General features: G+C 72.8%; 20 protein-coding genes and 1 pseudogene. 4 read left to right on the top strand and 17 right to left on the bottom strand.

The genetic code is table 11. From position 1 onward, the window contains the following. Nucleotides 1-170: 170 nt before the first annotated feature. Genes gatB through gatC form a run of 3 tightly spaced genes read right to left on the bottom strand, consistent with a single transcriptional unit; the run spans nucleotide 171 to nucleotide 3,543 of the window. Nucleotides 171-1,679 (bottom strand): Asp-tRNA(Asn)/Glu-tRNA(Gln) amidotransferase subunit GatB, encoded by a 1,509-nt coding sequence (gatB, locus tag KUV85_RS01890; RefSeq protein ID WP_219961526.1) that lies wholly within the window; start codon nucleotides 1,677-1,679, stop codon nucleotides 171-173. Continuing rightward, nucleotides 1,676-3,232, bottom strand: coding sequence for an Asp-tRNA(Asn)/Glu-tRNA(Gln) amidotransferase subunit GatA (gene gatA / locus KUV85_RS01885; protein WP_219961525.1), 1,557 nt, complete (start codon nucleotides 3,230-3,232; stop codon nucleotides 1,676-1,678). The genes gatB and gatA overlap by 4 nt, the downstream gene beginning before the upstream one ends. Further along, nucleotides 3,229-3,543, bottom strand: coding sequence for an Asp-tRNA(Asn)/Glu-tRNA(Gln) amidotransferase subunit GatC (gatC, locus tag KUV85_RS01880; protein WP_219961524.1), 315 nt, complete (start codon nucleotides 3,541-3,543; stop codon nucleotides 3,229-3,231). The genes gatA and gatC overlap by 4 nt, the downstream gene beginning before the upstream one ends. 85 nt (nucleotides 3,544-3,628) lie before the next feature. Between gatC and KUV85_RS01875 the strand changes: the two genes are divergently transcribed. Continuing rightward, complete coding sequence (locus tag KUV85_RS01875; RefSeq protein ID WP_219961523.1) at nucleotides 3,629-4,141, top strand: SigE family RNA polymerase sigma factor; 513 nt, start codon at nucleotides 3,629-3,631, stop codon at nucleotides 4,139-4,141. Next, entirely contained in the window at nucleotides 4,134-5,291 is a 1,158-nt protein-coding gene (locus KUV85_RS01870) for a YncE family protein (RefSeq protein ID WP_219961522.1), read from the top strand. The genes KUV85_RS01875 and KUV85_RS01870 overlap by 8 nt, the downstream gene beginning before the upstream one ends. Here KUV85_RS01870 and KUV85_RS01865 read toward each other — a convergent pair whose 3' ends face one another. After that, complete coding sequence (locus KUV85_RS01865; protein WP_219961521.1) at nucleotides 5,292-6,365, bottom strand: alpha/beta hydrolase family protein; 1,074 nt, start codon at nucleotides 6,363-6,365, stop codon at nucleotides 5,292-5,294. Nucleotides 6,366-6,503: 138 nt separating this feature from the next. Further along, nucleotides 6,504-8,609, bottom strand: coding sequence for an NAD-dependent DNA ligase LigA (ligA, locus tag KUV85_RS01860; protein WP_219961520.1), 2,106 nt, complete (start codon nucleotides 8,607-8,609; stop codon nucleotides 6,504-6,506). Nucleotides 8,610-8,714: 105 nt separating this feature from the next. Between ligA and KUV85_RS01855 the strand changes: the two genes are divergently transcribed. After that, on the top strand, nucleotides 8,715-9,341 hold the full coding sequence (locus KUV85_RS01855) for an alpha/beta hydrolase (protein WP_219961519.1): 627 nt from the start codon (nucleotides 8,715-8,717) through the stop codon (nucleotides 9,339-9,341). Nucleotides 9,342-9,360: 19 nt separating this feature from the next. On the opposite strand, the gene KUV85_RS01850 is transcribed toward KUV85_RS01855, so the two are convergent. The 12 genes and pseudogenes from KUV85_RS01850 to KUV85_RS01795 form a co-directional block, all read right to left on the bottom strand. Continuing rightward, complete coding sequence (locus KUV85_RS01850) at nucleotides 9,361-10,368, bottom strand: hypothetical protein (RefSeq protein ID WP_219961518.1); 1,008 nt, start codon at nucleotides 10,366-10,368, stop codon at nucleotides 9,361-9,363. Next, nucleotides 10,368-11,495, bottom strand: coding sequence for a tRNA 2-thiouridine(34) synthase MnmA (gene mnmA / locus KUV85_RS01845; protein ID WP_219961517.1), 1,128 nt, complete (start codon nucleotides 11,493-11,495; stop codon nucleotides 10,368-10,370). Before mnmA ends, KUV85_RS01850 begins: the two co-directional genes overlap by 1 nt. Before the next feature lie 10 nt (nucleotides 11,496-11,505). Next, a complete protein-coding gene (locus KUV85_RS01840; RefSeq protein WP_219961516.1) occupies nucleotides 11,506-12,681 on the bottom strand; it encodes a cysteine desulfurase family protein in 1,176 nt (391 codons plus the stop codon). Nucleotides 12,682-12,754: 73 nt separating this feature from the next. Further along, complete coding sequence (locus KUV85_RS01835; protein WP_219961515.1) at nucleotides 12,755-13,993, bottom strand: MFS transporter; 1,239 nt, start codon at nucleotides 13,991-13,993, stop codon at nucleotides 12,755-12,757. 51 nt (nucleotides 13,994-14,044) lie between these two features. Continuing rightward, nucleotides 14,045-15,670, bottom strand: a complete 1,626-nt coding sequence (locus tag KUV85_RS01830) for an SLC13 family permease (protein WP_219961514.1) — start codon at nucleotides 15,668-15,670, stop codon at nucleotides 14,045-14,047. 62 nt (nucleotides 15,671-15,732) lie between these two features. Continuing rightward, nucleotides 15,733-16,848, bottom strand: coding sequence for a glutamate 5-kinase (proB, locus tag KUV85_RS01825; protein ID WP_219961513.1), 1,116 nt, complete (start codon nucleotides 16,846-16,848; stop codon nucleotides 15,733-15,735). Further along, complete coding sequence (gene obgE / locus KUV85_RS01820; RefSeq protein ID WP_219961512.1) at nucleotides 16,841-18,370, bottom strand: GTPase ObgE; 1,530 nt, start codon at nucleotides 18,368-18,370, stop codon at nucleotides 16,841-16,843. Before obgE ends, proB begins: the two co-directional genes overlap by 8 nt. A gap of 170 nt (nucleotides 18,371-18,540) precedes the next feature. Next, nucleotides 18,541-18,798 (bottom strand): 50S ribosomal protein L27, encoded by a 258-nt coding sequence (gene rpmA, locus KUV85_RS01815; protein WP_219961511.1) that lies wholly within the window; start codon nucleotides 18,796-18,798, stop codon nucleotides 18,541-18,543. A 36-nt stretch (nucleotides 18,799-18,834) separates the two neighbouring features. Next, a complete protein-coding gene (rplU, locus tag KUV85_RS01810) occupies nucleotides 18,835-19,137 on the bottom strand; it encodes a 50S ribosomal protein L21 (RefSeq protein WP_219961510.1) in 303 nt (100 codons plus the stop codon). Between the two features lie 203 nt (nucleotides 19,138-19,340). Next, a pseudogene (locus tag KUV85_RS01805) lies at nucleotides 19,341-21,590 on the bottom strand (Rne/Rng family ribonuclease); the annotation flags it as partial. An 810-nt stretch (nucleotides 21,591-22,400) separates the two neighbouring features. Beyond that, entirely contained in the window at nucleotides 22,401-23,120 is a 720-nt protein-coding gene (locus KUV85_RS01800) for a TIGR03936 family radical SAM-associated protein (protein WP_425299393.1), read from the bottom strand. 18 nt (nucleotides 23,121-23,138) lie between these two features. Next, entirely contained in the window at nucleotides 23,139-24,326 is a 1,188-nt protein-coding gene (locus tag KUV85_RS01795; RefSeq protein WP_219961507.1) for a winged helix DNA-binding domain-containing protein, read from the bottom strand. A gap of 45 nt (nucleotides 24,327-24,371) precedes the next feature. Between KUV85_RS01795 and KUV85_RS01790 the strand changes: the two genes are divergently transcribed. Then, on the top strand, nucleotides 24,372-25,064 hold the full coding sequence (locus tag KUV85_RS01790) for a DUF4190 domain-containing protein (RefSeq protein ID WP_219961506.1): 693 nt from the start codon (nucleotides 24,372-24,374) through the stop codon (nucleotides 25,062-25,064). Nucleotides 25,065-25,097: the final 33 nt, after the last annotated feature.

The following is a 25,097-nucleotide window of genomic DNA, read 5'->3' as shown; positions in this document are numbered from 1 at the left end:
GATGCTAGCGCCGCCCGGACCACCGAGTACGCACATCGTCGTATTTCCCGACGGTGGTCCGTTGGCCGACGATGTTCGCGGAGACAGGCCCTTCGGGCCCGTCCCGCCGGCGGTCGGCGTGGTCCCCGATCAGGGGGTGGGGACCACGCCGGTCACCGGAACGCGATCGCTCAGGTGAGCTTCTCGAGGATCAGTTCCTTGACGCGGGCCGCGTCGGCCTGGCCGCGCATCTCCTTCATGACCGCGCCGATCAGTGCGCCCGCGGCCGCCACCTTGCCGCCGCGGATCTTGTCCGCGACGTCGGGGTTGGCCGCGATGGCGTTGTCGACGGCGGCCGCCAGCGCCCCGTCGTCGGAGACGATCTCCAGGCCGCGGTCGGCGACGATCTGCTCGGGAGTGCCCTCGCCGGCCATCAGGCCCTCGAACACCTGCCGGGCGAGCTTGTCGTTGATGGTGCCGGCGTCGACCATCGCCTGCACCTCGGCGACCTGCTGCGGGCTGACCCCGACGTCGGTCAGCTCGACGTCGGCGTCCTTCGCCCGACGGGCCAGTTCCTGCAGCCACCACTTGCGTGCTGCCTGGGGATCCGCGCCCGCGGCCACGGTCTCCTCGACCAGCGCCAGCGCGCCTGCACCGACGGTGTCGCGCATCTCCAACTCCGAGAAGCCCCACTCCTCGGCGAGCCGTGCCCGCTTGGCCGTCGGGTTCTCCGGCAGCGTGGCCCGCAGCTCCTCGACCCACTCCCGCGAGGGTGCGACCGGCACCAGGTCCGGCTCGGGGAAGTAGCGGTAGTCCTCCGCGTCGGACTTCTCCCGGCCCGACGTGGTCAGTCCGGTGTCCTCGTGCCAGTGGCGGGTCTCCTGCAGCACGGTGCCGCCGGCGTCGAGCACGCCCGCGTGGCGCGACATCTCGTAGCGCACCGCACGCTCCACGGAGCGGAACGAGTTCACGTTCTTGGTCTCGGTGCGGGTCCCGAGGGAGCCCGAGCCCTTGGGGGCGAGCGACAGGTTGACGTCCGCCCGCAGGTTGCCCTGGTCCATCCGCGCCTCGGAGACACCGAGCGCCACGATGAGGTCGCGCAACTGGTTGACGTACGCACGCGCGACCTCCGGGGCCCGCTCTCCCGCTCCCACGATCGGCTTGGTGACGATCTCGATGAGGGGGATGCCGGCGCGGTTGTAGTCCACCAGCGAGTGGCTCGCGCCGTGGATGCGACCGGTGTCGCCGCCGACGTGCGTCGACTTGCCGGTGTCCTCCTCCATGTGGGCCCGCTCGATCCCCACGCGGAACAGCTCCGGCTCGCCGTCGGCGCCCGGGACCTCCACGTCCATCCAGCCGTCGAAGCAGATCGGCTCGTCGTACTGACTGGTCTGGAAGTTCTTGGGCATGTCCGGGTAGAAGTAGTTCTTCCGTGCGAACCGGCACCACTCGGCGATCTCGCAGTTGAGTGCGAGCCCGATGCGGATCGCGGACTCGACGGCCGCGCCGTTGACGGCCGGCATCGATCCGGGCAGTCCCAGGCAGGTCGGGCAGACCTGGGTGTTGGGCTCGCCGCCGAAGGTTGCGGGGCACCCGCAGAACATCTTCGTCGCCGTGCTCAGCTCGACGTGCACCTCGAGTCCGAGCGCGGGGTCGTAGCGCTCCAGGACCTCCTCGAAGGAAACCAGGGTCTCGGTCACTTCTCCCCCTCGTGGGTCGAGCCGTTGCCGAACGGCGTGTCCAGGGCCGGCGCCCGGTCCAGCAGCGCGCCACCCCACTGCGCGGTCAGTGCGGCCTCCAGTGCGGCGCCGACCCGGTAGCACCGGTCGTCGGCCAGCGCCGGGGCGAGCACCTGGAAGCCGACCGGCAGGTCGTCCTCGTCGGCGAGACCTGCCGGCACCGAGATGCCGGGGACGCCGGCCAGGTTGGCCGGGATGGTGGCGAGGTCGTTGAGGTACATCGCCAGCGGGTCGTCGACCTTGTCCCCGATCGGGAACGCCGTCGTCGGCGCCGTGGGCGAGGCGAGCACGTCGACCTGCTGGTAGGCGGCCTCGAAGTCGCGGCTGATGAGGGTCCGCACCTTCTGCGCCTGACCGTAGTAGGCGTCGTAGTAGCCGCTGGACAGCGCGTAGGTGCCCAGGATGATGCGCCGCTTCACCTCGTCGCCGAAGCCGGCGTCCCGCGTCGCACGCATGACCTCCTCGGCACTGGGATCGCCCTCCGGGACGACGCGGAGGCCGTAGCGCATCGCGTCGAAGCGGGCGAGGTTGGAGGACGCCTCGGCCGGCAGGATGAGGTAGTAGGTGGCCATGGCGTGCACGAAGTGGGGGCAGGACACCTCCACGACCTCGGCACCGGCCTGCTCCAGCAGCGTGAGCGACTCGCGGAACCGGCGCATCACGCCGTCCTGCCAGCCCTCGCCGGCGAGCTCGCTGATGACCCCGACGCGCAGGCCGGTCAGGTCGCCGGTTGCCCCGCGGCGGGCGGCCTCCAACAGTCCCGAGGACGCGGTGTCCACCGAGGTGGAGTCCAGCGGGTCACGGCCGCCGATGAGCTCCTGGAGCGCGGCGGCGTCGGCGACGGTGCGGGTCACGGGTCCCGCCTGGTCCAGGCTGTTGGCCAGTGCCACCAGGCCGTAACGCGACACGGCGCCGTAGGTCGGCTTCACCCCGACGCTGCCGGTGACCGCACCGGGCTGGCGGATCGAGCCACCGGTGTCGGTGCCCAGCGCGAGGGGCGCCTCGTACGCCGACACCGCGGCCGCCGACCCACCGCCGGAGCCGCCCGGGATCCGGTCGAGGTCCCACGGGTTGCGGGTCGGGCCGTAGGCCGAGTGCTCGGTGGAGGAGCCCATCGCGAACTCGTCCATGTTGGTCTTGCCCAGGATCGGCAGGCCCGCCTCCTTGACCTTGCGGACCACCGTGGCGTCGTACGGCGGCACCCACCCCTGGAGGATGCGCGACCCGCAGGTCGTGGGCAGTCCGGTCGTGGCGAACACGTCCTTGACCGCGATCGGGACGCCGTCGAGGGCCGAGGCCGGGTTGCCCGCGGCGCGGCGCTCGTCGGCGGCGGCCGCCTGCTCGAGCGCGCCGTCACGGTCGACGTGGAGGAAGGCGTGGATGCCGGCCTCGGCGGTGCCGTCCACCGCGGCGATGCGGTCCAGGTGGGCGCGGGTCAGCTCGACACTGGTGGTCTCACCCGCAGCGAGGGCGTCGGCGAGGTCGAGCGCGGACTTCCGGATCAGGTCACTCACTGCTCGTCCCCCAGGATCCGCGGCACGCTGAACCGCTGCTCGTCGGCCTCCGGGGCTCCCGAGAGGGCCTCCTCGGCACTGAGTCCGGGCACGACGACGTCCTCGCGGAAGACGTTGGTCAGCGGGATCGGGTGCGAGGTCGGCGGCACGTCGGCGCCGGCGACCTGCTGGATCGAGGCGACCGACTCCAGGATCACCGCCAGCTGCGGCGCCAGGTGGTCCAGCTCGGCATCGTCGAGGTCGATCCGGGCGAGGTCGGCCAGGTGGCGCACCCCGTCGCGGTCAAGGGCTCCGTCGGTCTGGGAGGACATGCGGCCCATCCTAGGGAGACGGTCTCCGACGAACCGATTCGGCTCCGGACGCATCTGTCAGGGTGAACCGACGAAGGGACGCCGGATGCCACGACCTCCGACCGACGAGGACTTCACCGACCTGGTGCACGCGTGTTGGCCCGGCCTGTTCCGGACCGCACACCTCCTGCTCGGGGACGCAGCCGAGGCCGAGGACCTGGTGCAGACCGCCCTCGCGAAGACCTACGCCAACTGGAGCCGCGTGCGCACGCTCGACGCCGCGCCCGGGTATGCGCGCACGACCATGGTCAACACGGCGGCGTCCTGGTTCAGGAAGAAGGGGTGGCGCAACGAACGGCCGACCGCGGTGCTGCCCGAGACCGCCGTCGAGCACGACCCCAGCGACCGTCCGACCGTGGCCGGCGCACTCGCCGACCTGCCACCGCGGCAGCGCGCAGTCGTCGTGCTCCGCTTCTACGAGGACCTGAGCGTCGCCCAGGTCGCCCGGACCCTGTCGATCTCGCAGGGCACCGTCAAGAGCCAGACCTCCCAGGCGCTCGCGAAGCTGCGCGCGTCGCTGGGCGACACGATCCTCCCCGAGGAGGCCCACCATGAGTGACCACCTGCAGGACCTGCTGGCCCGCGAGGCCGACCGGGTCGACGTCCCCGCCCCGCCGACGCGCGACGTCGTACGACGTGGGCGTGCGATCCGTCGTCGGCGTCGGGCGCTCGGCGGGGTGGCGGCGGTCGCGGCCCTGGGCCTGGTCGGCGGCGCCGTCCACGGCCTCGGCTCCCTCACCGACTCCGCCCGCACCGTGGATCCCGCGAGCCCGCTGCCGGCTGGCCCCGTCTACGCAGTCGGCAACGAGGTCACCTACGCCGGCGGGCGGGCGTCGGGCACCGTCGAGGACCCGGCGGTGAAGAGCCTCTACTACACCTCGGTCGGCATCCTGGTCCGTCACGGCGAGAACGCCCTGAGCGACGGCGGCGGACCACAGCGATTCTCACTACTCGGCGCTGACGGGTCGGTGACCCGCCTCGCACTCACCACCCGGGATGCGGTGCACGCCACCGACCCGTCGCTCCCCTACGTCGCCTACGCCGAGGAGGTCGACGGCGTCCTCGAGGCTGTGGTCCGCGACGTCGGTGTCGACGAGGAGGTGGCGCGGGTGTCGGTCGGGCCGACCCGTGCCGAGGGGTTCCCGGTGTCGCTGGACGGCGACCTGCTCTACGTGAGCGAGGGCTACGGCGGCGAGGTCCACGCCGTCGACTGGCGCAACGGGTCCGTCGCGGACTCCGGCCTCCCAGGTGTGGACGACGTGGCCGGAGGCCTCGTGACGAGCTGGGAGGGCGGCGTACCGATGGTGGTCGACGTGGCGACCGGCGCCACCGTGCTGTCGTCGGAGGCCCCGGGCTACTTCGACCTCTCCCCCGGGGGACGTCACGCGATGTTCGTCGACGAGGACGCCGAAGCAGACGTGGACACCGCATCCGTCGAGGTGTACGACGTCGCCTCGGGTGAACACGTCACCCTCGACGGCCCCGGCTACGAGTGGGGGTGGACACCCGATGGCGACCCGTTCCGGATCGACCGGGAGTCGGGCGAGTTGACCACCTGTGTCGCCTCGACCGGTGACTGCACGAGCACCGACATCGACCTGCCGCCGGCCTCGGGGTGCGCACGCAGCACCGTGAACAGCGCGGCCACGCCGCCGTGCGAGGAGACCGGCGACGACCTCCGCTTGGGTGGCAGGGCGTACGAGTCGTGATCAGGCGAGGTGGCGCCGCAGGAACCGACCGGTGCGCTCCATGGAGTCGTAGAACCGGGGACCGAAGGCGTGCTGCTCGCCCTCGTAGATCTCCAGGGTGCTGTCCACCCCGGCCCGCTGCATCGCGCGGTGCGTGGTGCGGCTCCACCGGACGGGGCAGCTGTCGTCGAGCGTGCCGTGGTGGATCAGCACCGGCTCGGTGATCTGGTCGAAGTAGGTGCGGGGGCTGACGGCGTCCCAGAAGTCGGCGTTGCGCGGCCTGGCCGGGTCGCCGTACCGGTTGATGATGCGCCGGGTGAGGTCCGAGCGGTCCGGGCTGGGGCGGATCCAACGCTCGAAATTGTCGACCGTGTCGGAGCTGACCGGCGCCCACACCACGGCGGCGTCGACCAGTCCGGGCTGGACGGCGAGGGCGTTGTAGACGACACCGCCGCCCATGGAGCGGCCGCCGATCGCCACCTGGTCATCAGCCACGGGCCCGTCCCACCGTCGCAGGGCGCGGACGGCGTTGATGACGTCCTCGGTGTAGCCCAGGCGCAGCTGCAGCTCGGCGTCGGGGTCGGCGTCGGAACCGCCGTGGTTGCGGTAGTCGACGTGGAGTGCGACGTAGCCGTTGGCTGCGAACCACTCGCGTTCGCGCGTCATGCCCTGGCCGATGTCGTAGACGGCCGGGTCGATGTAGCCGTGGGCGAGGACGATCGCCGGGAACGGCCCGCTGCCCGTGGGCACCGCGAGCCTCCCGGAGATCCGCAGGTCGCCGCTGCGGTAGGTGACGTCGTACTGCACCTGGTCGGCGGTGCGCAGCACCTCGCGCCCCAACCGCAGGCCGCGGCCGTCGTACTCCTGCTGTGCGAGCGCGGGCAGCGAGACCGGGTGCGGCGGCTCCTCGGGCGTCGCACTGGTGCTGGGGGTCGTCGACGGCGAGGCGGACTCCGCAGGCGTCGTCGGAGAGGAAGCCGAGGACTCCGTCGCGCTCGACGAGGGCTGCTCCGCCCCGGCGTCGTCCTCGGCCGCACCCGAGCAGGCGGTCAGCACCAGCAGGAGGACCGCCCACGCGCTCGCCGTACGCCGCATGTCACCCAGTGTGCCCCGAGGGGTGAAGCGCCGCACCCTGCCGAGTCGGCGCGAACTCGGCCCAGCGCCGGGGTTGGGCGAGCGGCACGGGCCGGACCGGAGCCGAGTTGGCGCCGACTCGACACCTCCGTCGGTGGCTCAGTCCGTCGGGCCGCGCTCCAACAGCTGCTTGAACCCGTCCTCGTCGAGCACCGGGACACCCAGCTGCTCCGCCTTGTCGGCCTTGGAGCCGGCGTTGTCGCCGACGACGACGTAGGAGGTCTTCTTCGACACCGAGCCGGCGGCCTTGCCGCCCCGCGACAGGATCGCCTCCTTGGCCGAGTCGCGGCTGAAGTCGACCAGGGACCCGGTGACCACGACGGTCAGGCCCTCCAGGGTGCGGGGTGTGGACTCGTCGCGCTCATCAGCCATGGTGACCCCCGCGGCGGCCCACTTGTCGATGATCGCGCGGTGCCAGTCGACGTCGAACCACTCGATCACCGCCTCGGCGATGGTCGGTCCCACGCCCTCGGCAGCCGCGATCTGCTCCTCGGTGGCCTGCCGCAGCGCGTCCAGCGAACCGAACTCGGTGGCCAGCGCACGGGCAGCAGTCGGCCCGACGTGCCGGATCGACAGCGCGACCAGCACCCGCCACAGCGGCACCTGCGCCGAGGCGGCGAGGTGGTCCAGGAGCCGTTGCCCGTTGGCGTTGAGGACGCGCTCCCCCGCACCGTCGGCGACCTCGGCCTTCTTCGCCGCGCGGGTGAAGAGCTCGGTGCGCAGCAGCTGGGCCTCGTCCAGGTCGAACAGGTCGCCCTCGTCGGTGATCACCCCGGCCGCGAGCAGCGCCTCGGCGGCCTCCGCGCCGAGGCCCTCGATGTCGAAGGCACCACGACCGGCGACGTAGAAGACGCGGTCCATCACCTGCTCGGGGCACTTCTGGTGGTTGGGGCAGCGCAGGTCCTTGTCGCCCTCCTTCTGCTGCACCAGTTCGGTGCCGCACGAGGGACAGGCCGTGGGCATCTCCCACGCGGGCAGGCCCTCGGGGCGCAGCGCCAGCACCGGGCCGAGCACCTCGGGGATCACGTCGCCCGCCTTGCGCAGCACGACGGTGTCGCCGGGCCGCACGTCCTTGCGCGTGACCTCGTGGGCGTTGTGCAGCGTCGCGCGCTCCACCGTGGAGCCGGCCACCTTCGTCGGCTCCATCACGGCGTACGGCGTCACGCGGCCCGTGCGGCCCGTGCCGACCCGGATCTCGAGCAGCTTGGCGTTGACCTCCTCCGGCGGGTACTTGTAGGCGATCGCCCACCGCGGCGCTCGGCTGGTCGAGCCCAGTTGGCGCTGGGAGGCGACGTCGTCGACCTTGATCACCACGCCGTCGATCTCGTGCTCGGTGACTTCGTGGCGGTGCTCGCCGTAGTGGGCGATGAAGTCCTGCACCTCCGCGAGCGTGTCCAGCACCCGCACCCGGTTGCTGGTGGGCAGGCCCCAGGCCCGGAGGGCGGCGTACGCCTCGGACTGGGCGGCGGGCTCGAAGCCCTCGCGCGCACCGATGCCGTGGCAGACCATCCCGAGCTCGCGGGTGGCGGTGACGCGGGGGTCCTTCTGCCGCAGCGAGCCGGCCGCGGAGTTGCGCGGGTTGGCGAACATCGGCTTGCCCGCGTCGACCAGCGAGGCGTTGAGCCGGTCGAAGGCCTCCTGGGAGAGGTAGACCTCGCCGCGCACCTCGACCAGCTCGGGCACCGGGAAGTCGTCGCTGCCGGCCAACCGGTGCGGGATCGAGCCGATCGTCTTGACGTTGGGTGTGACGTCCTCGCCGGTGCGGCCGTCGCCGCGCGTCAGGGCGCGCACCAGCCGGCCCTGCTCGTAGAGCAGGTTGATCGCCAGCCCGTCGACCTTGAGCTCGCACAGCAGCGCCGGCGCGCGGACGCCGTCACGGGCGAGCCGCTCGTGCCACGCGGTGACCTCGTCGTGGGAGAAGGCGTTGTCCAGGCTCTCCATCCGCTGGAGGTGGTCGACCGCGGTGAACTCGGTCGAGACCGCGCCGCCGACCTGCTGGGTGGGGCTGTCGGGAGTCCGCAGCTCGGGATGGGCCTCCTCCAGCTCCTCCAGACGGCGCATCCGGGCGTCGAAGTCGGCATCGTCCAGGGTGGGGTCGTCCAGCACGTAGTAGCGCCAGCGAGCGTCCTCGACCTCCTCGACGAGGCGACGGTGCTCCTCCCGTGCCTCGGGCGGTGCCGCCTCGACCTCACGCTCCTCGTCCATGGCGCCATCCTGCCCTGTGGCACCGACATCCCGGGACGCCGGCCACGTGCCCCTCTCCACCCATCAGCAAGACTGGACGCCCACCCACGTCCCCAGGAGCCGCCGGTGCCCGCCCACCTGACCCGACTCGACGTCCGCGACCCCCGCGCCGCCGTCCTGGTCCTGCACGGCGGCAAGCCGCGCTCGGAGCGCACCGTCGACCGCGGCAGCGCCTCATGGCAGCGGATGGCGGCGATGCAGCGGCGACTGCACCCGGACTGGGAGGACGCGGGCGTGTCGTCCTGGTTGCTGCGCTACCGCGCACGCGGCTGGAACGCCGGGCACGGTTCGGTCGACGACGCGCGCTGGGCGCTGTCGGAGGTACGCCGCGAGCTCGGCGACGTACCGGTCGTCCTGCTCGGCCACTCCATGGGTGGCCGCGTCGCGGTCCACGTCGCCGACGACGAGTCCGTGGTGGGCGTGGTCGCCCTCGCTCCCTGGTGGGAGCCCGCCGACCCCGTCGCCACGCTGGCCGGTCGCCGGGTGGTGGCCGCCCACGGCCGACGGGACCGGATCACCTCGTTCCGGATGACCGAGCAGTACCTCGCCCGCGCCCGCGCGAGCGGGATCGACACCACCATGGTCGACATGGGCCTGCTGGGCCACTACATGCTCTCGGGCACCCAGCGCTGGAACGACGTCGCGCTGGATGCGACCCTCGCGCTCGCCTGCGAGGACCGCGACCCGGCCTGAGGTCGCGCCGGCGCACGAGTCAGGAGGCCAGGTTGGCGGCCACCGAACGGGCCAGCCGGAGCGCCCGCGGCGGCCAGGAGCGATCGGCACCGGCGAGGCCGCACGCGGGTGCGACGGCGAGACGGTCGCCGAGCTCGGCGGGGTCGAGGCCGACCATCTCCAGCCAGCGGTGGACGCGCCGGATCAGGTCGGTGTCGCTGGGGACGGCGTCGGGCCGGTGGGTCGGGACGACGCCGAGCACCACGGTGGTGCCGGCCTCCAACGCCTCGGCGAGGGAGTCCATCGCCTCCGCGGTCACGGTGTCCAGGTCGACCAGCACGCCGGTGGCACCGGCCCCCCGCAGCAGGCCGACGGGCGCGTCGGCGGCACAGCAGTGGACCCATGCCTCCGCACCGGCACCGGTGACCGCCTCGGTGACCCACTCCAACGCCTCGCTCGCGGCCGGCGGATGGACGGTGCGGTGCTTGCCGAACCCGGACGCCGTGCTGATGCGGCCGGCGAGCACCGCCGGCAGCGACGGCTCGTCCAGCTGGACCACCAACCGGGAGGCCCCCGGCAGGCGGCGGCGTACGTCGGCCACGTGGTCGGCGGTGGCCGCGGCCAGCGCCTGGGCGAGGTCCCGCCGCGCGCCGTGGTCGGCGAGCACCTTGTCACCGCGCGGCCGCTCGACGGTCGCCGCGAGCGTCCACGGCCCGGTGAGCTGCACCTTGAAGGCGCCGGTGAAGCCCTCGGCGCGCTCCTCCAGCGCGTCCAGGTCCTGCCCGAGCAGGCTGCGCGCCCGGCGCTGGTCCAGCGCCGGCGCGCCGGAGGTGCCGGTCAGCCGCCAACCCGCGGGCTGGAGGTCGGCGTCGAGGTCCCCCAGCAGGCCCACCGTGCGACCGACCATGCCGGCCAGGTGGCCCCGGCCCGGCACCTCGGGCAGGCAGGGCAGGTCCTCGCCCAGCTCGTCGAGCACGATCCGCAACGCCTCGTCGTGGGCTGCCTGGTCGGTCCCGGGGAAGGAACCGACCGCCGTCGCCAGCGCCATCAGTCCACACGCTCCGTGCGGGCGATCGTCGCCGAGCCGACGACGCGACTGCCGTCGTAGATGACCGCGGCCTGCCCCGGGGCGATGCCGTACGCCGGCTCGTGCAGCGCGATGTCGACCTGCGACGGGTCGTCCGAGCCCGCCGGTCCGCTGGAGACCCGCACCGTGGCCCGATGCTCCGCGCCGTGGGCGCGCAGCTGGACCGTCACGTCTGGCCCGGCGAGCTCGGTCGGTGCCGCGCCGCACCAGCGCGGTCGGACGCCGTGGATCCGCTCGACGGCCAGGCGCTCGCGGGGGCCGACGGTGACGGTGCCGGAGACGGGCTCGATGTCGAGCACGAAGCGCGGCTTGCCGTCGGCGGCCGGGCGGCCGAGCTTGAGGCCGCGGCGCTGTCCGACGGTGTAGCGGTAGGTGCCCTCGTGCTGGCCGAGCACCTCACCACTGGCCTCGTCGACGATGTCGCCGCCGTGGTTGGGGGCGCGCTCCCCCAGCTTCTCCTCCAGCCATCCCGCGTTGTCGCCGTCGGCGACGAAGCAGATGTCGTGGCTGTCGGGCTTGTCGGCGACCAGGAGGCCGCGCTCGGCCGCCTCGCGGCGTACCTCGGCCTTCGGGGTGTCGCCCAGCGGGAAGAGCGAGTGGCGCAGCTGGCGCTCGTCGAGCACGCCGAGGACGTAGGACTGGTCCTTGCCCTCGTCGATGGCGCGGTGGAGCTCGACACCGCCGTCGGCGCTCTCGGTGAGCTGGGCGTAGTGGCCGGTCGCGACGGCATCGAAGCCCAGTGCCAACGCCCGGTCGAGGACGGCGGCGAACTTGATCTTCTCGTTGCACCGCAGGCAGGGGTTGGGCGTCTCCCCCGCGGCGTAGGTGTCCATGAAGTCCTCGACCACCTCGGTGTGGAAGCGGTCGGAGAGGTCCCAGACGTAGAACGGGATGCCGATCACGTCCGCGGCCCGACGGGCGTCGTTGCTGTCCTCGATGGTGCAGCAGCCGCGGGCGCCGGAACGGTAGGACTGTGGGTTGCGCGAGAGTGCCAGGTGGATGCCGGTCACCTCGTGGCCGGCCTCGACGGCACGGGCGGCCGCGACGGCGGAGTCCACTCCGCCGGACATGGCGGCGACGACCTTCACGACGCCTCCTTCAGGCGCGCGCCGCGCGGGCGCGCTCGACGCAGGGTCCGAGGGCGGCGACCAACGCGTCCACGTCGGCCGCGGTGCTGGGGTGGCCCAGCGAGAAGCGCAGCGAGCTGCGCGCGCCCTCCTCGTCGCGCCCCATCGCCAGGAGCACGTGGGAGGGCTGGGGGACGCCGGCCGCGCAGGCGGAGCCGGTCGAGCACTCGACGCCGTTGGCGTCCAGCAGCATCAGCAACGAGTCGCCCTCGCAGCCGGGGAAGCTGAAGTGGGCGATGCCCGGGAGGCCCTCCTCGTCCTCGGCCGGCGGGCCGTTGAGGACGGCGTCGGGCACCTCGCGGCGTACGCCGTCCACTAGGCGACGCCGCAGTCCCCGCAACCGCTCGGCCTCCTCGGCCTGGTGCTTGACGGCCTCCTCGACGGCGGCGGCGAACCCGGCGATGGCGGGCACGTCGAGCGTGCCGCTGCGCACGTCGCGCTCCTGGCCGCCTCCGTGGACCAGCGGCGTGAGGAGCAGCTCGCGTCGGGCGAGCAGGGCGCCCACGCCCAGCGGACCGCCCAGCTTGTGGCTGGAGAGGGCAAGGGTGTCCACGCCGGCGGCGGCGAAGTCCACCGGCAGTGAACCGACGGCCTGGACGGCGTCGGTGTGGACCGGGACGCCGTGCTCCTCGGCGGCAGCCACCACGTCGGGCAACGGTTGGGTGGTGCCGACCTCGTTGTTGGCCCACATCGCGGTCACGAGGCCGACCGACGCGGGCTCCTCGGCCAGCAGGGTGCGCAGCGCGTCACCGTCGAGCCGACCGGACGCATCGACCGGGACCTCGGCGATCGTGGCGCCCTCGTGCTCCCCCAGCCAGTGCAGCGGGTCGAGCACGGCGTGGTGCTCGACCGCGGTGGAGAGGATGCGGTGGCGACCGGAGTCCTCGGCGCGGCGCGACCAGTACAGCCCCTTCAGGGCGAGGTTGTCCGCCTCGGTGCCGCCGGAGGTGAAGATGACCTCGCCGGGACGGCAGCCGAGGGCCTGGGCGATCGACTCGCGGGACTCCTCGACCACGCGCCGCGCGCGACGTCCCGAGGCGTGCAGCGAGCTGGCGTTGCCGACGGCCCGCAGCTGCGCGGTCATCGCCTCGACGGCCACATCCGCCATGGGCGTGGTCGCAGCGTGGTCGAGGTAGACGGTGCTCATCGGACCAAGCCTACGGCGCGTCCCCTCGCCCCCGAGAGCCGTGGCGGCCTCCCCGTCGACACCGCGACCTCGCTCACGCGTCGGTGCGGTAGCGGCGTCCATAGCGCAGCGGGTCGCGCGGCGGGCGTCGCCGCAGGTCGGCGGTGAACATCCGCCGCGAGACCACCACGAGTGCGGCCGCGAGGACGAACAGTCCCGAGCACACGGCCCAGGTGGCCGGGAACCCGACCTGGCCGCTCAGGGCGCCGAGCAGCAGCGGTCCGAGCGCGCCGCCGGTGAACGCGCCCGCCTGCACGAACCCGGACGCACGCGCGGGGCGGTCCCGGCCGAGCCGTGCGACGGCGTACAGCAGCAGGCCGGGCCAGGCCCAGCCGATGCTCAGCGCCAGCAGCCCGAACCCGACGACGGCCCACGCCTCGGCCACCATCAGGCCCAGGCACCCGACGGCGCCGGCGAGCATCTGCGCCGCGACGACGGGCATGTTCGCGCCGAACCGGCGGTCCGCGCGCCACCCGGAAAAGACCCGGACCAGGATCGAGCCGGCCGATCCGGCCGCCATCAGCAGGCCGGTGCGGGTGGGGCTGAGGCCGACCTCGAATCCCCACGAGGCGACGAAGGCGCCGAGGTAGTTGGCGGCCGCGGAGGCGAAGGTGATGGCCAGGCCGGCCATGAGGAGGGGCAGCGTGGGTGGGGAGTCGGTGTCCAGGTCGCCCCCGGCCCCCTCGCGGGCGAGTCGCTGCCACCGACCGCCCCGCAGCAGGGCGAACGCCGCGACCGCCACGCCGACGCTCGCGGTGACGGCGAAGGTGCTCCGCCAGCCCCCGACCTGGCCGACCGTGGGGACCGCCAGTCCTCCCAGCATGATGGCCAGCGGGACGGCGGACTGCTTGATCCCGAACCCGAGTCCGCGACGGCCGGGCGGCAGGCCGCGCGACATCAGCAGGTTCGACGTGGCCTGGCAGGCCGCGTTGCCCAGTCCCAGCACGACCATCGCGACCAGCAGGCTCACCGGCCCCTGGACCAGGCCGCTCAGGGCGTAGCCGCCGGCCGCCACCAGGACGCCGGCCACGCACAGCGCCACGCGCCGGCTCAGTGCGCCGAACCGCGACGAGAGCGTCATGGTGGCGACGGCCGCGGTGCCGAAGAACAGGCTCACCGCGCCGCCGAAGATCCCGAGTCCCAGGCCGAGGTCGTCGCGGATCGCGACGGCCTGCGCGCCGAGCAGGAACGGCGGGATCGCGCCCAGCGTGGTCAACGCGGAGGCCGCCGACATCAGGACGGCGGGACGTCCCGAGGTCGTCGTACCGCTCACGTCCCCCACGTTAGGACCGCTGTCCATCGATCAGGTCACACTGCGCACTCCTTACAGAGCGAGTCCGAGCGCGAACGGTCCGATCGTCACGGTGAACAGGGTCACCAGGACGACACCGACCACGTTGAGCACCGCACCGCCGCGGGCCATCTCCTGGATCTTCACTGCTCCGGTGCCGAACACGATCGCGTTGGGCGGGGTGCCCACCGGGAGCATGAAGGCACAGGTGGCAGCGAGCGCGGCCGGGATCAGCAACGTGACCGGATCGACGCCGATGCCGGCGGCCACGCCACCCAGGACCGGGATGAAGGTGGCCGCGGTGGCGGTGTTGCTGGTGATCTCGGTCAGCAGCAGGACCAGCGCGGTCACGGCCGCGAGGATGAGGACCACCGGCAGCACCTCGAGGCCGGACACCTGCTGGCCGAACCACTCGTCCAGTCCGGTGCCGGAGACAGCGGCCGCGAGGCTGAGGCCACCGCCGAAGAGCAGCAGCACACCCCAGGGGAGGCCGTCCTCGGCGTCCTCCCAGGTGAGTGTCATCCGGTTCTCCTTGTCGCCGGGGATCAGGAAGAGGACCAGCCCCGCGGCGATGGCGATCACGGTGTCGTCGAAGTTGCCCAGCCACGGCAGCGCCTCGGACACCGCCCCGATGTTGGACAGCAGGCCCGGCACGATCCAGAAGAAGGCGGCGCCGACGAAGACGGCGAGCACGACCTTCTCGCCCTGGCTCATCGGTCCGAGCTGGCTGATCTCCTGCTGGATCAGCTCCCGGCCGCCGGGGATCTCCTCGAGGTCGGACTTGAAGAGGACCCGGGTGATCAGCAGCCAGGCGACGGCGATGAAGACGACGACGAGCGGCAGGCCGAGCATCATCCAGTTGACGAAGGCGATCTCCTCGCCGACCTCGTCGCTGAGGTAGCCCGCGACGATGGCGTTCGGCGGACTGCCCAGCAACGTGCCGAGGCCACCGATGGAGGCGGCCCAGGCGATCGCCAGCACGAGGGAGACGCCGAAGATGCGCACGCTGTCGTCGGAGACGATGTCGCTGACGGTCTCGCCCTTCGCCATCTGGCGCTGGATCTCGCCCTCGGTGGCCGTCGCGTCGCCGGTGGCGGCGGAGTCGCTGCCGCGGCCGGCGTTCTCCACGACGAGCGCCAGCACCGAGATGCCGATCGGCAGCATCATCAGCGTCGTCGCGGTGTTGGAGACCCACATCGAGAGGAACGCGGTCGCAATCATCATCCCGAGGATGATCTGGCGGGGATGGGTGCCGACGCGCCGCAGCGTCAGCAGGGCGATGCGGCGGTGCAGGTTCCACTTCTGCATCGCGATCGCGATCAGGAAGCCGCCGAGGAAGAGGAAGACGATCGGGTTCGCGTACGGCGCGGCCGCCTCCTCGACGTTGAGCTCGGTCAGCGGCGGGATCAGTACCAGCGGGATGAGCGCGGTGGCCGAGAGCGGGATCGCCTCGGTCATCCACCAGGCCGCCATGAGGACCGCGATGGCGGCCACGAACCGGGCGTCCGCGCTCAGCGAGGCGCCGGCCAGGGCGAAGTAGACCACCGCGGCCAGCACCACGCCGCCGATCCGGAGCAGCCAGGTGCGGCCCGGTGGCCGCCGTGGTGCCGGTGCGTCGGTGTGCTGGGCGTCGTGCTGGTCGGTGTGCTCACCGGACATGCTGGTTCCTTCCCGAGAGAGATCCAGATCACGCTACCCGGGCCGACAAGCCCCGGGCCGATTCAGAGCAGGACCAGGTCGTCGCGGTGCACGACCTCGCGCTCGTACGCCGCCCCGAGCTCGCGCACCAGGTCCTTGCTCGAGCGGCCCAGCAGGTCGGGCAGCTCGGCGGAGTCGTAGTTGACCAGGCCACGGCCGACGACGGCACCCTCGGGACCGCGGAGCTCGATCGGGTCGCCGGCGCTGAACGCGCCGACGACGCCGGTGATGCCCGCGGCGAGGAGCGACGCACGGCGGTCGGCGACGGCCCGGACGGCCCCCGCGTCGAGCACCACCGCACCCTTGGTGTCGGTGGCGTGGCGCAGCCAGGTCAGCCGGATCGGCTTGCGGCGCCCCACCGGGTGGAAGAGCGTGCCGATGTCCTCGCCGGCCAGTGCGCCGGCGGCGTTGGCGGCGCTGGTGAGCAGGACGGGGATGCCGGAGTCGGTGGCGATCTGCGCGGCCTCGATCTTGGTGACCATCCCGCCGGTGCCGACCCCGGCGGCGCCGGTCGAGCCGATCGACACGGCGGCGAGGTCGGCCGCCGAGTGAACCTCGGCCACCAACCGGCTGCCGTCGCGGTCGGGCGGTCCGTCGTAGAGTCCGTCGACGTCGCTGAGCAGCAGGAGCAGGTCGGCGTGCACCAGGTGCGCCACGAGCGCGGCCAGCCGGTCGTTGTCGCCGAACCGGATCTCGTTGGTGGCGACGGTGTCGTTCTCGTTGACGATCGGCAGCACGCCCAGTTCGAGCAGCTTCGTCATGGTCTGGTGGGCGTTGCGGTGGTGGGCGCGGCGGGTGATGTCGTCCAGGGTGAGCAGGACCTGGCCGGTGATGACGCCGTGGCGGGCCAGCTCCTCGGTGTAGCGGTGCACCAGCAGGCCCTGCCCGACCGAGGCGGCGGCCTGCTGTGCGGCGAGCCCGCGGGGGCGCGCACGCAGCCCCAGCGGTGCGAGCGCGGAGGCGATCGCCCCGGAGGAGACCAGCACCACCTCGGCGCCGCCGCGGCGTACGCCGGCGAGCACGTCGCACAACGCGCGCACCCGCTCGGGGTCGATCCCGCCGGCGGCGGTGGTCAGCGAGGAGGACCCCACCTTGACCACGACGCGGCGCGCGTCGGTGACGACGCCTCGCTCAGCCATCGAGGTCCTCGGCGTCGGGGTCCGCATCGGAGCCGATCTCGTACGTGCGGGGGCCGTACTCGGCCGGACGGTCGATGCGCCGTGCGACGTCGGCGCGGGTCTCGGTCTCGGAGCGGTCGCCCATCTGCTCCTGGATCCGGCGGCGGCGTGCCGCGGCCGGCCGTTGCTCGGAGAACCGGGCGTCCTCGCCGCGGCGCGACAGGTTCTCGGCGCCGGCGTCCACGCCGGGCTTGAACTCGAAGACGACCGAGTCGTCGGGGTGCCCGATCAGGACGGTGTCTCCCTCGACGGCGCCGAGCTCGAGGAGGCGCTCCTCCACCCCGATCCGGTCGAGCCGGTCGGCGAGGTAGCCGACCGCCTCGTCGTTGCTGAAGTCGGTCTGGCGCACCCAGCGCTCGGGCTTGGCGCCGCGCACCCGCCAGCCGGCGCCGGTCTCGGTGACGGTGAAGTCGGGGACGCCCCCGAGCGCCTGCGGCCGGATGACGATCCGCTCCGGCGTCGCGGTGGCCTCGGCGGCACGGCGCTCGGCGACCAGCTCGGCCATCGCGAAGGTCAGCTCCCGCATGCCCTCGCCGGAGGCGGCGGAGACCTCGAACACGCGCAGTCCTCGCTCCTGGAGGTCCTCGCGCACGATCTCGGCGATGCCACGGCCGTCGGGGACGTCGACCTTGTTCAGTGCGACCAGGCGCGGGCGCTCCTCGAGTCCGCCGTACTGCGCGAGCTCGCGCTCGATGACGTCCAGGTCGTCGATGGGGTTGCGTCCGGGCTCGAGGGTGGCCGTGTCGAGGACGTGGACGATCGCGGCGCAGCGCTCGACGTGTCGCAGGAAGTCGTGTCCGAGGCCGCGGCCGTCGGCGGCGCCCTCGATGAGGCCGGGCACGTCGGCGACGGTGAAGGTGTGCTCGCCGGCCGAGACCACGCCCAGGTTGGGCACCAGGGTGGTGAAGGGGTAGTCGGCGATCTTGGGGCGCGCCCGCGAGATCGCCGCGATGAGGCTGGACTTGCCGGCGCTGGGGTAGCCCACCAGGCCGACGTCGGCGACGATCTTGAGCTCGAGCTGGATCTCCAGTTCGTCGCCGGGCTCCCCGAGCAGCGCGAAGCCGGGGGCCTTGCGGCTCTTGGAGGCGAGCGCAGCGTTGCCCAGGCCGCCGCGGCCGCCTTCGGCGATGACCAGCTCGGTGCCCGGGCCGACCAGGTCGGCGATCACGTCGCCGCCGGCACGGCTCACCACGGTCCCGTCGGGGACCGGGAGCACCAGATCGGCCCCGTTGGAGCCGTTCTTGCGGTCACCGGCGCCCTGGCCGCCGTTCTCGGCACGCCGCTTGGGGCTGTGGTGGTAGTCGACCAGGGTCGTCACGTCGGGGTCGACGCGGAGCACGACTGAGCCCCCGGTGCCGCCGTTGCCCCCGTCGGGACCGCCCAGCGGCTTGAACTTCTCCCGGTGGACCGACGCAACACCGTGGCCACCGCGCCCCGCTGCGATGTGCAGGGTGACGCGGTCGACGAAGCTGGGTACGGCCATGGTGGTCTCCGGGTCGAGTCGTCAGTTGTTCGCGTCGAGTCTGCAGTTTTTGGCGCCGAGTCTGCAGTTCCTCCCGCCGAGCCGGCAGGTGCTGCACAGACACGAATCGGGAGCCCCTACCCGAGTGGGCAGAAACTCCCGATTCGAAGTGAAACTACTGCCGACTCAGCTCACTCGGTGCCCGGCAGGATCGACACGACCTTGCGGCCGCGCTTGCGACCGAACTCGACCGAGCCGGCCGAGAGGGCGAAGAGGGTGTCGTCCTTGCCACGGCCGACGTTGTCGCCGGGGTGGAAGTGGGTGCCGCGCTGGCGGACGAGGATCTCGCCGGCGCTGACGACCTGGCCGCCGAAACGCTTCACGCCGAGGCGCTGCGCGTTGGAGTCGCGGCCGTTCTTGGTGGAGGAAAGACCCTTCTTGGATGACATGTCAGTTCAGTCCTTCGTGTGGGTGCGAGGCCGGGCTCACAGGGAGATGTCGGTGACCTTGACCTGGATGTACTTCTGGCGGTGACCCTGCCGCTTCTTGTACCCGGTCTTGTTCTTGTACTTCTGGATGACGATCTTGGGGCCCTTGGTGGCGCCGAGGACCTCGACGGTGACCGCGGCCTTGTCCAGGCCGGTCGTGGTGACGTTGTCGCCGTCGACGGCCATGACGACGGGCAGGGTCAGGGTCTCACCGACGTCCGTTGCGACCTTGTCGATCTCGATGACGTCGCCGACGGCGACCTTCTCCTGCTTCGCGCCTGCGCGCACGATCGCGTACACCGCGGTCTCCTTCGCTCACTGCTTCTGGAAAGTCTGGGTCTGCGGCACGCCACGACCTCGCCTGATCCTGCTGACGAGTCCCGGGTGCCGGGCAGAGGGCACGCCGGAGGCGCGCCGACGATCAATACTACGGACCGGCCCGTGCCCGCGCAAAACCGGTGGCACCCCGTACGGCGCCCGGCCCGGCGGGCACGGCGTGCGCCTCAGCGCTTGCGTCCGCCCTTCTTCTTGACCGGGACGTGCTCCACCGTCTCCTCCGCCGCAGGGGCGGATGCGTCGGCGTCCTCGGCCGTGGCCTCGGGGGTGTCCGGGGCATCCTCGTTCGGCGGGGGTACATCGGCGCCCGCCACGCTGGGCTGCTCGCCCGCCGGTGGACCGGCGGGACGGCTCGCGGCGCGGCGACGGGTGGTGGTCACCACCGTCGTCGGCTCCGCTGCCGGCGGCGCACTCTCGGCCTCGGCCGGGGCGGCCGGGGCGGCCTGCTCCGCGCTGCTGGGGGCCGGAGTCCCGACGGGCTCGGCACCCGCGGCGGCCTCGGTCGTCTGCGGCGCGGCGCCGCTGGCGTCCGCACCGGCATCGTGCCCCTCGGCCTTCTTCGCGGGCTCCTGTCGCCCGGCCTCGCCGGACGTGTCCTCGGTCGCGACGACGGACTGGTCCTCGTCCAGCGGGCCGTGGGTCTCGGCCATGGCCGCCACCGCCTTCGGCGAGGGCACCGCGGAGGCGGACCCGCCCTGCTGGCTGCCCTTCCCCGACTGGTCGGACTGGTCCTTGTCGGACTTGGCGTTGCCGTTGTTGCCGCCGCCGTTGCCGTTGTTGTTGCCGTTGCCGCCCTTGCCACGCTTGCCGCGCTTGCGGCGGCCGCCACCGCCGTCGTCGTTCTTCTTCGGCTCCACGGGCATGTCGTGGACGACCAGGCCGCGGCCCTGGCAGTGGGTGCAGGACTCGCTGAAGGCCTCCAGCAGCCCGGTGCCGATGCGCTTGCGCGTCATCTGGACCAGTCCGAGCGAGGTCACCTCGGCGACCTGGTGGCGGGTGCGGTCGCGCCCCAGGCACTCCACGAGCCGCCGCAGCACGAGGTCGCGGTTGGACTCGAGCACCATGTCGATGAAGTCGACCACGATGATGCCGCCGATGTCGCGCAGCCGGAGCTGGCGCACGATCTCCTCGGCCGCCTCGAGGTTGTTCTTGGTGACGGTCTCCTCGAGGTTGCCGCCGGAACCGGTGAACTTGCCGGTGTTGACGTCGATGACGGTCATCGCCTCGGTGCGGTCGATGATCAGCGACCCACCCGAGGGCAGCCAGACCTTGCGGTCGACGCCCTTGGCGATCTGCTCGTCGATCCGGTACGCCGCGAACACGTCGGGTGTCCCCTCGGCGGCCTCGTAGTGCTCGAGCCGGTCGACGAGGTCGGGCGCCACGTGCTCGACGTACCCGTGGACGGTCTCCCAGGCGTCGTCGCCCTGGATGACCAGCTTGCCGAAGTCCTCGGTGAACAGGTCGCGGACGACCTTCAGGGTGAGGTCGGGCTCGGCGTGGAGCAGCTGCGGGCCGGAGCCCTTGTTGCCGGACTTCTTCTCCACGTCCTCCCAGCGGGCCTTGAGCCGCTCGACGTCGCGGGTGAGCTCCTCCTCCGAGGCGCCCTCGGCGGCCGTGCGGACGATGACGCTGGCCGACTCGGGGACGATCTCCTTCAGCAGGGCCTTGAGCCGTGCCCGTTCGGTGTCGGGGAGCTTGCGGGAGATGCCGCTGTTGTTGCCGTCGGGCACGTAGACGAGGAAGCGCCCGGCGAGGCTGATCTGGCTGGTGAGGCGGGCGCCCTTGTGGCCGACGGGGTCCTTGGTGACCTGGACCAGCACCATCTGGCCCGACTCGAGCACCGACTCGATCTTGCGCGGGGTGCCCTCCTTGTGACCGAGGGCGGACCAGTTGACCTCGCCGGCGTACAGCACCGCGTTGCGGCCCTTGCCGATGTCGATGAAGGCGGCCTCCATCGACGGCAACACGTTCTGCACGCGGCCGAGGTAGACGTTGCCGATCAGCGAGGTCTGCGACTCGCGGGCGACGTAGTGCTCGACGAGCACCTTGTCCTCCAGCACGCCGATCTGGGTGAGGTCCTTGCGCTGCCGGATGACCATGACGCGGTCGACGGACTCGCGGCGGGCCAGGAACTCGGCCTCGCTGACGATCGGGGCACGCCGACGGCCCGCCTCGCGGCCCTCGCGGCGCCGCTGCTTCTTCGCCTCCAGCCGCGTCGAGCCGGTGACCGCGGTGATCTCGTCCTCGGCGGACCGCCCCTTGCGCACCTTGGTGACGGTGTTCTCCGGGTCGTCGCTGCTGCTGGGAGAGCCCTCGCCCTCGCGGCGACGGCGGCGGCGCCTCCGGGACGAGCCGCCCTGGCCGTCGCCGGACTGCTGGTCGTCATCGGTGTCGGAGTCGGTCGAGGACTTGTCGTCCTTGTCGGCGTTGCCGCCGTCCTTGCCGGACTTCGCGTCCTTGCCGGACTTGGTCTGGCCACCCTTGTCCGGGCCCTGGTCCGAGCCCTTGTCGGAGCCCTTGTCGGACGCGTTGTCCTCGCCACCGGAGTCGCTCGCGCCACCCTTGTTGCGGCGTCGGCCGCCGCGCCGGCGGCGACGCTTGCCGCCGGAGCCGCCGTCCTCGGAGTCCCCGCCCGGGCCGTCGTCGTCGCGGTCGTCGCGGTCGTCGGCGTCGTCACGATCGTCGGGCTCCGCCGAAGCCGGGCGGGCGGGCTGCACGACCGTCTCGGGGGCCTGGAACAACAGGGCCGTCGCCGACGCCGCCGGCGCGGGGTCCGGAGCGTTGGTCCCGGTCGTGGGGGTGTCGGTCTCGTTCGACTCCTCAGCCATGGTCACTCCTTGCCCCGGACGCGGTGCGCCCGAGGTGTCATCGCCGTGCGGGCCGGATCCAACCACGGCTCCGCCGGCGTAAGCCTGCGGTTGCACGACACCCTCCGCGGAGCGTCACTGACTGCCTTGCCCCCACCTGCCGCGGTCGCCTTCCACCGGGGATTGCCCGGCGTCGATCCCTGTCACCGATCGACCTGCGTCGCGGCCTGGCAGCGGCTCAGCCGTCACCGTGCCGAGTCACATTCCACTGCAACCCGGCGAGAACGTCGTCGAATCGACCCGCCCGGGCCTCTCGCGGAGGCTCGCCTTCTTGATCGATCTTCGGCGAGTATCGCACACCCCACACGGCCCGCGGGCATCCCGCCCCGGCGCGGCCCGGACTCGCCGACGCCCTCGGCGTCAGGCGAACGGGTCCCCCACCTCGACCGCGTCGGCGGGCAGCGTGCCCTGGGCCAGACGGGTGAGCAGGGGGTCCGCGACCGGCGGGAGGCCCGCGCCCTCGACCAGTCCGGTCAGCACGTCGGTGGCGCGGACCGCGGGCGTGCCGTGGCGCAGCAACAGGTCCAGCCGGACCCGGTCCGGCTCCTCCCCGACGGTCAGGGAGACCACGGCCGCGCGGCAGTCGAAGCGGCGTACGCCCTTCTTGGTCATCCGCTCGACCTCGACCGACTCCTCGGCGAGGAACCGGTCGACCGCGGCCGCGACCTCCGCGAGGCCCACCCCGGTCAGGTCGACCAGCCACCGGCTGGCCTCGAGCCGGTCGGCCAGCGACCCTCCCGGCGACTCCACGGCGCTGACCACGTCGATGCCCTCGGGCAGCGCGGCGTCGAGCCGTCGGCCGACGTCGGCGGGGTCGGTGACCTCCGCCATCGCCAGCTCGAGGTACTCGGCCTCGCTGGCAGCCCCCGTGGGCGAGGCGCCGGCGTAGGAGATCCGCGGGTGCGGGTGGAATCCGGAGGAGAACGCGATGGGGAGCCGGGCCCGCGAGACGGCGCGCTCGACGGCGCGGCTCACGTCGCGATGACTGGTGAACCGCAACCGTCCCCGCTTGGCGTACTGCACCCGCACCCGCTGGACGGGCGGGGCCTGCTGCTCCGGCTGTCGTCGTGCCACGGCGATATTGTCTCAGCACCGGTCTCAGGGCAGCGCCACGCCCTTCATCTGCGGCGAGGCATAGACGTTGGTGATGCGTACGCCGTCCAGCCACTCGGTCAGGCGGGTCGCCTCGGCCTCCAGGGCGGCGCGGGTGGTGGACGACACCTGCTCGCGCAGCAGCACGCGGACGGCGGCCTCGTCGTCCTGTGCCCACGCGCCCACGACCCGGCCGTCGCACCAGGCGGTGTTGCCGGCATTGCCGTTGGTGTCGAACAGGTGGGCGACGTGGCGCGGATCGAGGTAGAAGTCGCGCTGCTTCCACCCCATCGTCGTCGGGTCGAGCGTCGGCAGCAGTGCGACCCACGACGCGGCCGGCGGCTCGGACGCGGTGTCGCCGCGGCGGACCCAGCCGGTGGCACCGCCGTCGAGGCGCACCTCCTCGGCGTCGAGGCTCGCCAGCGCCGCGCGCACCGCGGTCCTGGTCGCGCCGGTCCACCACACGAGGTCGGCCTCGGTGCCCGGACCGAAGGTCCACAGCCACCGGTCGACCAGCGCGGCGTATCCCTCGGCGCTGCCCCACGCGGGTGGCACCTCGGGCACCCAGTCCTCGGTGCGCAACCAGGAGGGCTTGTTGAGGCGCCAGTGGCCGGCGTTGGGCCCCCGGACGACGCGACCGGCGGCGCCCAGCGTGGTCAGCACCCGCGGGCCGATCGGCGAGGAGCCGGCCCACTTCGCCCCGGGCCTCCCCCGCGTCACCCGCCCCGCGAGCTGCGGGAGCTGCTCGCGGACCTCCCGAGCGGTGCGGGGGCGTCCGTCCGCGAGCAGGTCGAGGACGGCGGCGTAGGCCTCCTCGGCCCACCGCTCCGGATCGTCGGCGAGGTCGGCGGCGGTGGCGTCGCGGACGAGCTGCCGGTGCTGCTGGTCGCCCACCCGCGCCGCCGCACTCCCCCACACCGCGGGCAGCAGCTCGACCGCGAACGCCCACAGCGTCCGGCGCATCGCGAGCTGCTTGACCAGCGTCCGGTCGTCGTACAGGGCCCGCTCGACGTCGGCCACCGCGAGGTCGGCGACCCGCGCCCGCAGCGCCAGGTGGACCGTGGCCGCCTCGGTGGCGTGCCAGGCCGTCATCGCCGTCGTGGCGGCCGCCACGTCGGCATAGCGCGCACCGGCGGCGAGGCCGTGCCGTCGCGCCAACCGGGCACGACGCTCCTCGTCACTGAAGTGGCGCATGCGGCCAGCATCGCGCACCCCACCGACACCCCCTAGGGTTGTGCCGTGACGACCAGTGGTGGCGACGGCCCGTACTACGGCAGCAACGACTCCAATCCCTACGGCGCCACCCCGCCACCTCCGCCGCCCCCCGGTGGCAGCAATCCCTACGCCCCCGCACCGGGTGGCGCGTCGCCCGGCGCCCCCATGGACGGTGTCTCCGTCGCCGCGCTGGTGACGACCGTGCTGTGCTGCACCGGCCCGGTGGCCGTCGTGCTCGGCATCATCGGCATCGTCCGCACCAAGGACGGCCAGCGCCGCGGGCGCTGGATGGCCGTGGTGGGCGTGGTCGGCGGGATCCTCGCGACCGCGGTCGTGGCGACCGCTGTCGGCCTCGGGGTGTGGTTCGGCAACCAGGTCGTCACGCCCGGCAACGCCGAGCGCGGCCAGTGCGTCGACGTGCAGGAGGACGGCGACACCGTCATCATGCTCGAGCGCGACTGCGAGGACGACCACGACGCCGAGATCGTCCACGCCGACGAGTACGACGCCTCCGCCGACGGCGGCAACGGCGAGATCAGCGCCGCGATCTGCATCGACAACCTCAGCAGCACCGACATCTCCGCGCTGCAGGAGGCGGGCATCGAGCCCGGCGACCTCGACGTGGTCGCGCCGGACCCGACCGACATGGCCGACGGCGACCCCTACGCCTGCTACGTCGAGCCGGACCGCACGCTGAGCGAACCCCTGCTCGACTGACGGTCGGCAGCGCCCGGGCCGTGTCGCCCGGGC

Source organism: Nocardioides panacisoli (assembly GCF_019448235.1).
Classification (GTDB): domain Bacteria; phylum Actinomycetota; class Actinomycetes; order Propionibacteriales; family Nocardioidaceae; genus Nocardioides; species Nocardioides panacisoli_A.
Note: the sequence above shows the minus strand (reverse complement) of the source record. Positions and strands in the feature narration are given on the sequence as shown.

Bases quoted from the DNA above. Each gene is read 5' to 3' on its own strand.
- gatC (WP_219961524.1), bottom strand. From the start codon at position 3,543: ATGTCCTCCCAGACCGACGGAGCCCTTGACCGCGACGGGGTGCGCCAC.
- KUV85_RS01850 (WP_219961518.1), bottom strand. From the start codon at position 10,368: ATGGCGCTGGCGACGGCGGTCGGTTCCTTCCCCGGGACCGACCAGGCA.
- KUV85_RS01870 (WP_219961522.1), top strand. From the start codon at position 4,134: ATGAGTGACCACCTGCAGGACCTGCTGGCCCGCGAGGCCGACCGGGTC.
- KUV85_RS01795 (WP_219961507.1), bottom strand. From the start codon at position 24,326: ATGCGCCACTTCAGTGACGAGGAGCGTCGTGCCCGGTTGGCGCGACGG.
- ligA (WP_219961520.1), bottom strand. From the start codon at position 8,609: ATGGACGAGGAGCGTGAGGTCGAGGCGGCACCGCCCGAGGCACGGGAG.
- obgE (WP_219961512.1), bottom strand. From the start codon at position 18,370: ATGGCCGTACCCAGCTTCGTCGACCGCGTCACCCTGCACATCGCAGCG.
- KUV85_RS01830 (WP_219961514.1), bottom strand. From the start codon at position 15,670: ATGTCCGGTGAGCACACCGACCAGCACGACGCCCAGCACACCGACGCA.
- KUV85_RS01865 (WP_219961521.1), bottom strand. From the start codon at position 6,365: ATGCGGCGTACGGCGAGCGCGTGGGCGGTCCTCCTGCTGGTGCTGACC.
- KUV85_RS01840 (WP_219961516.1), bottom strand. From the start codon at position 12,681: ATGAGCACCGTCTACCTCGACCACGCTGCGACCACGCCCATGGCGGAT.
- KUV85_RS01875 (WP_219961523.1), top strand. From the start codon at position 3,629: ATGCCACGACCTCCGACCGACGAGGACTTCACCGACCTGGTGCACGCG.
- rpmA (WP_219961511.1), bottom strand. From the start codon at position 18,798: ATGTCATCCAAGAAGGGTCTTTCCTCCACCAAGAACGGCCGCGACTCC.
- proB (WP_219961513.1), bottom strand. From the start codon at position 16,848: ATGGCTGAGCGAGGCGTCGTCACCGACGCGCGCCGCGTCGTGGTCAAG.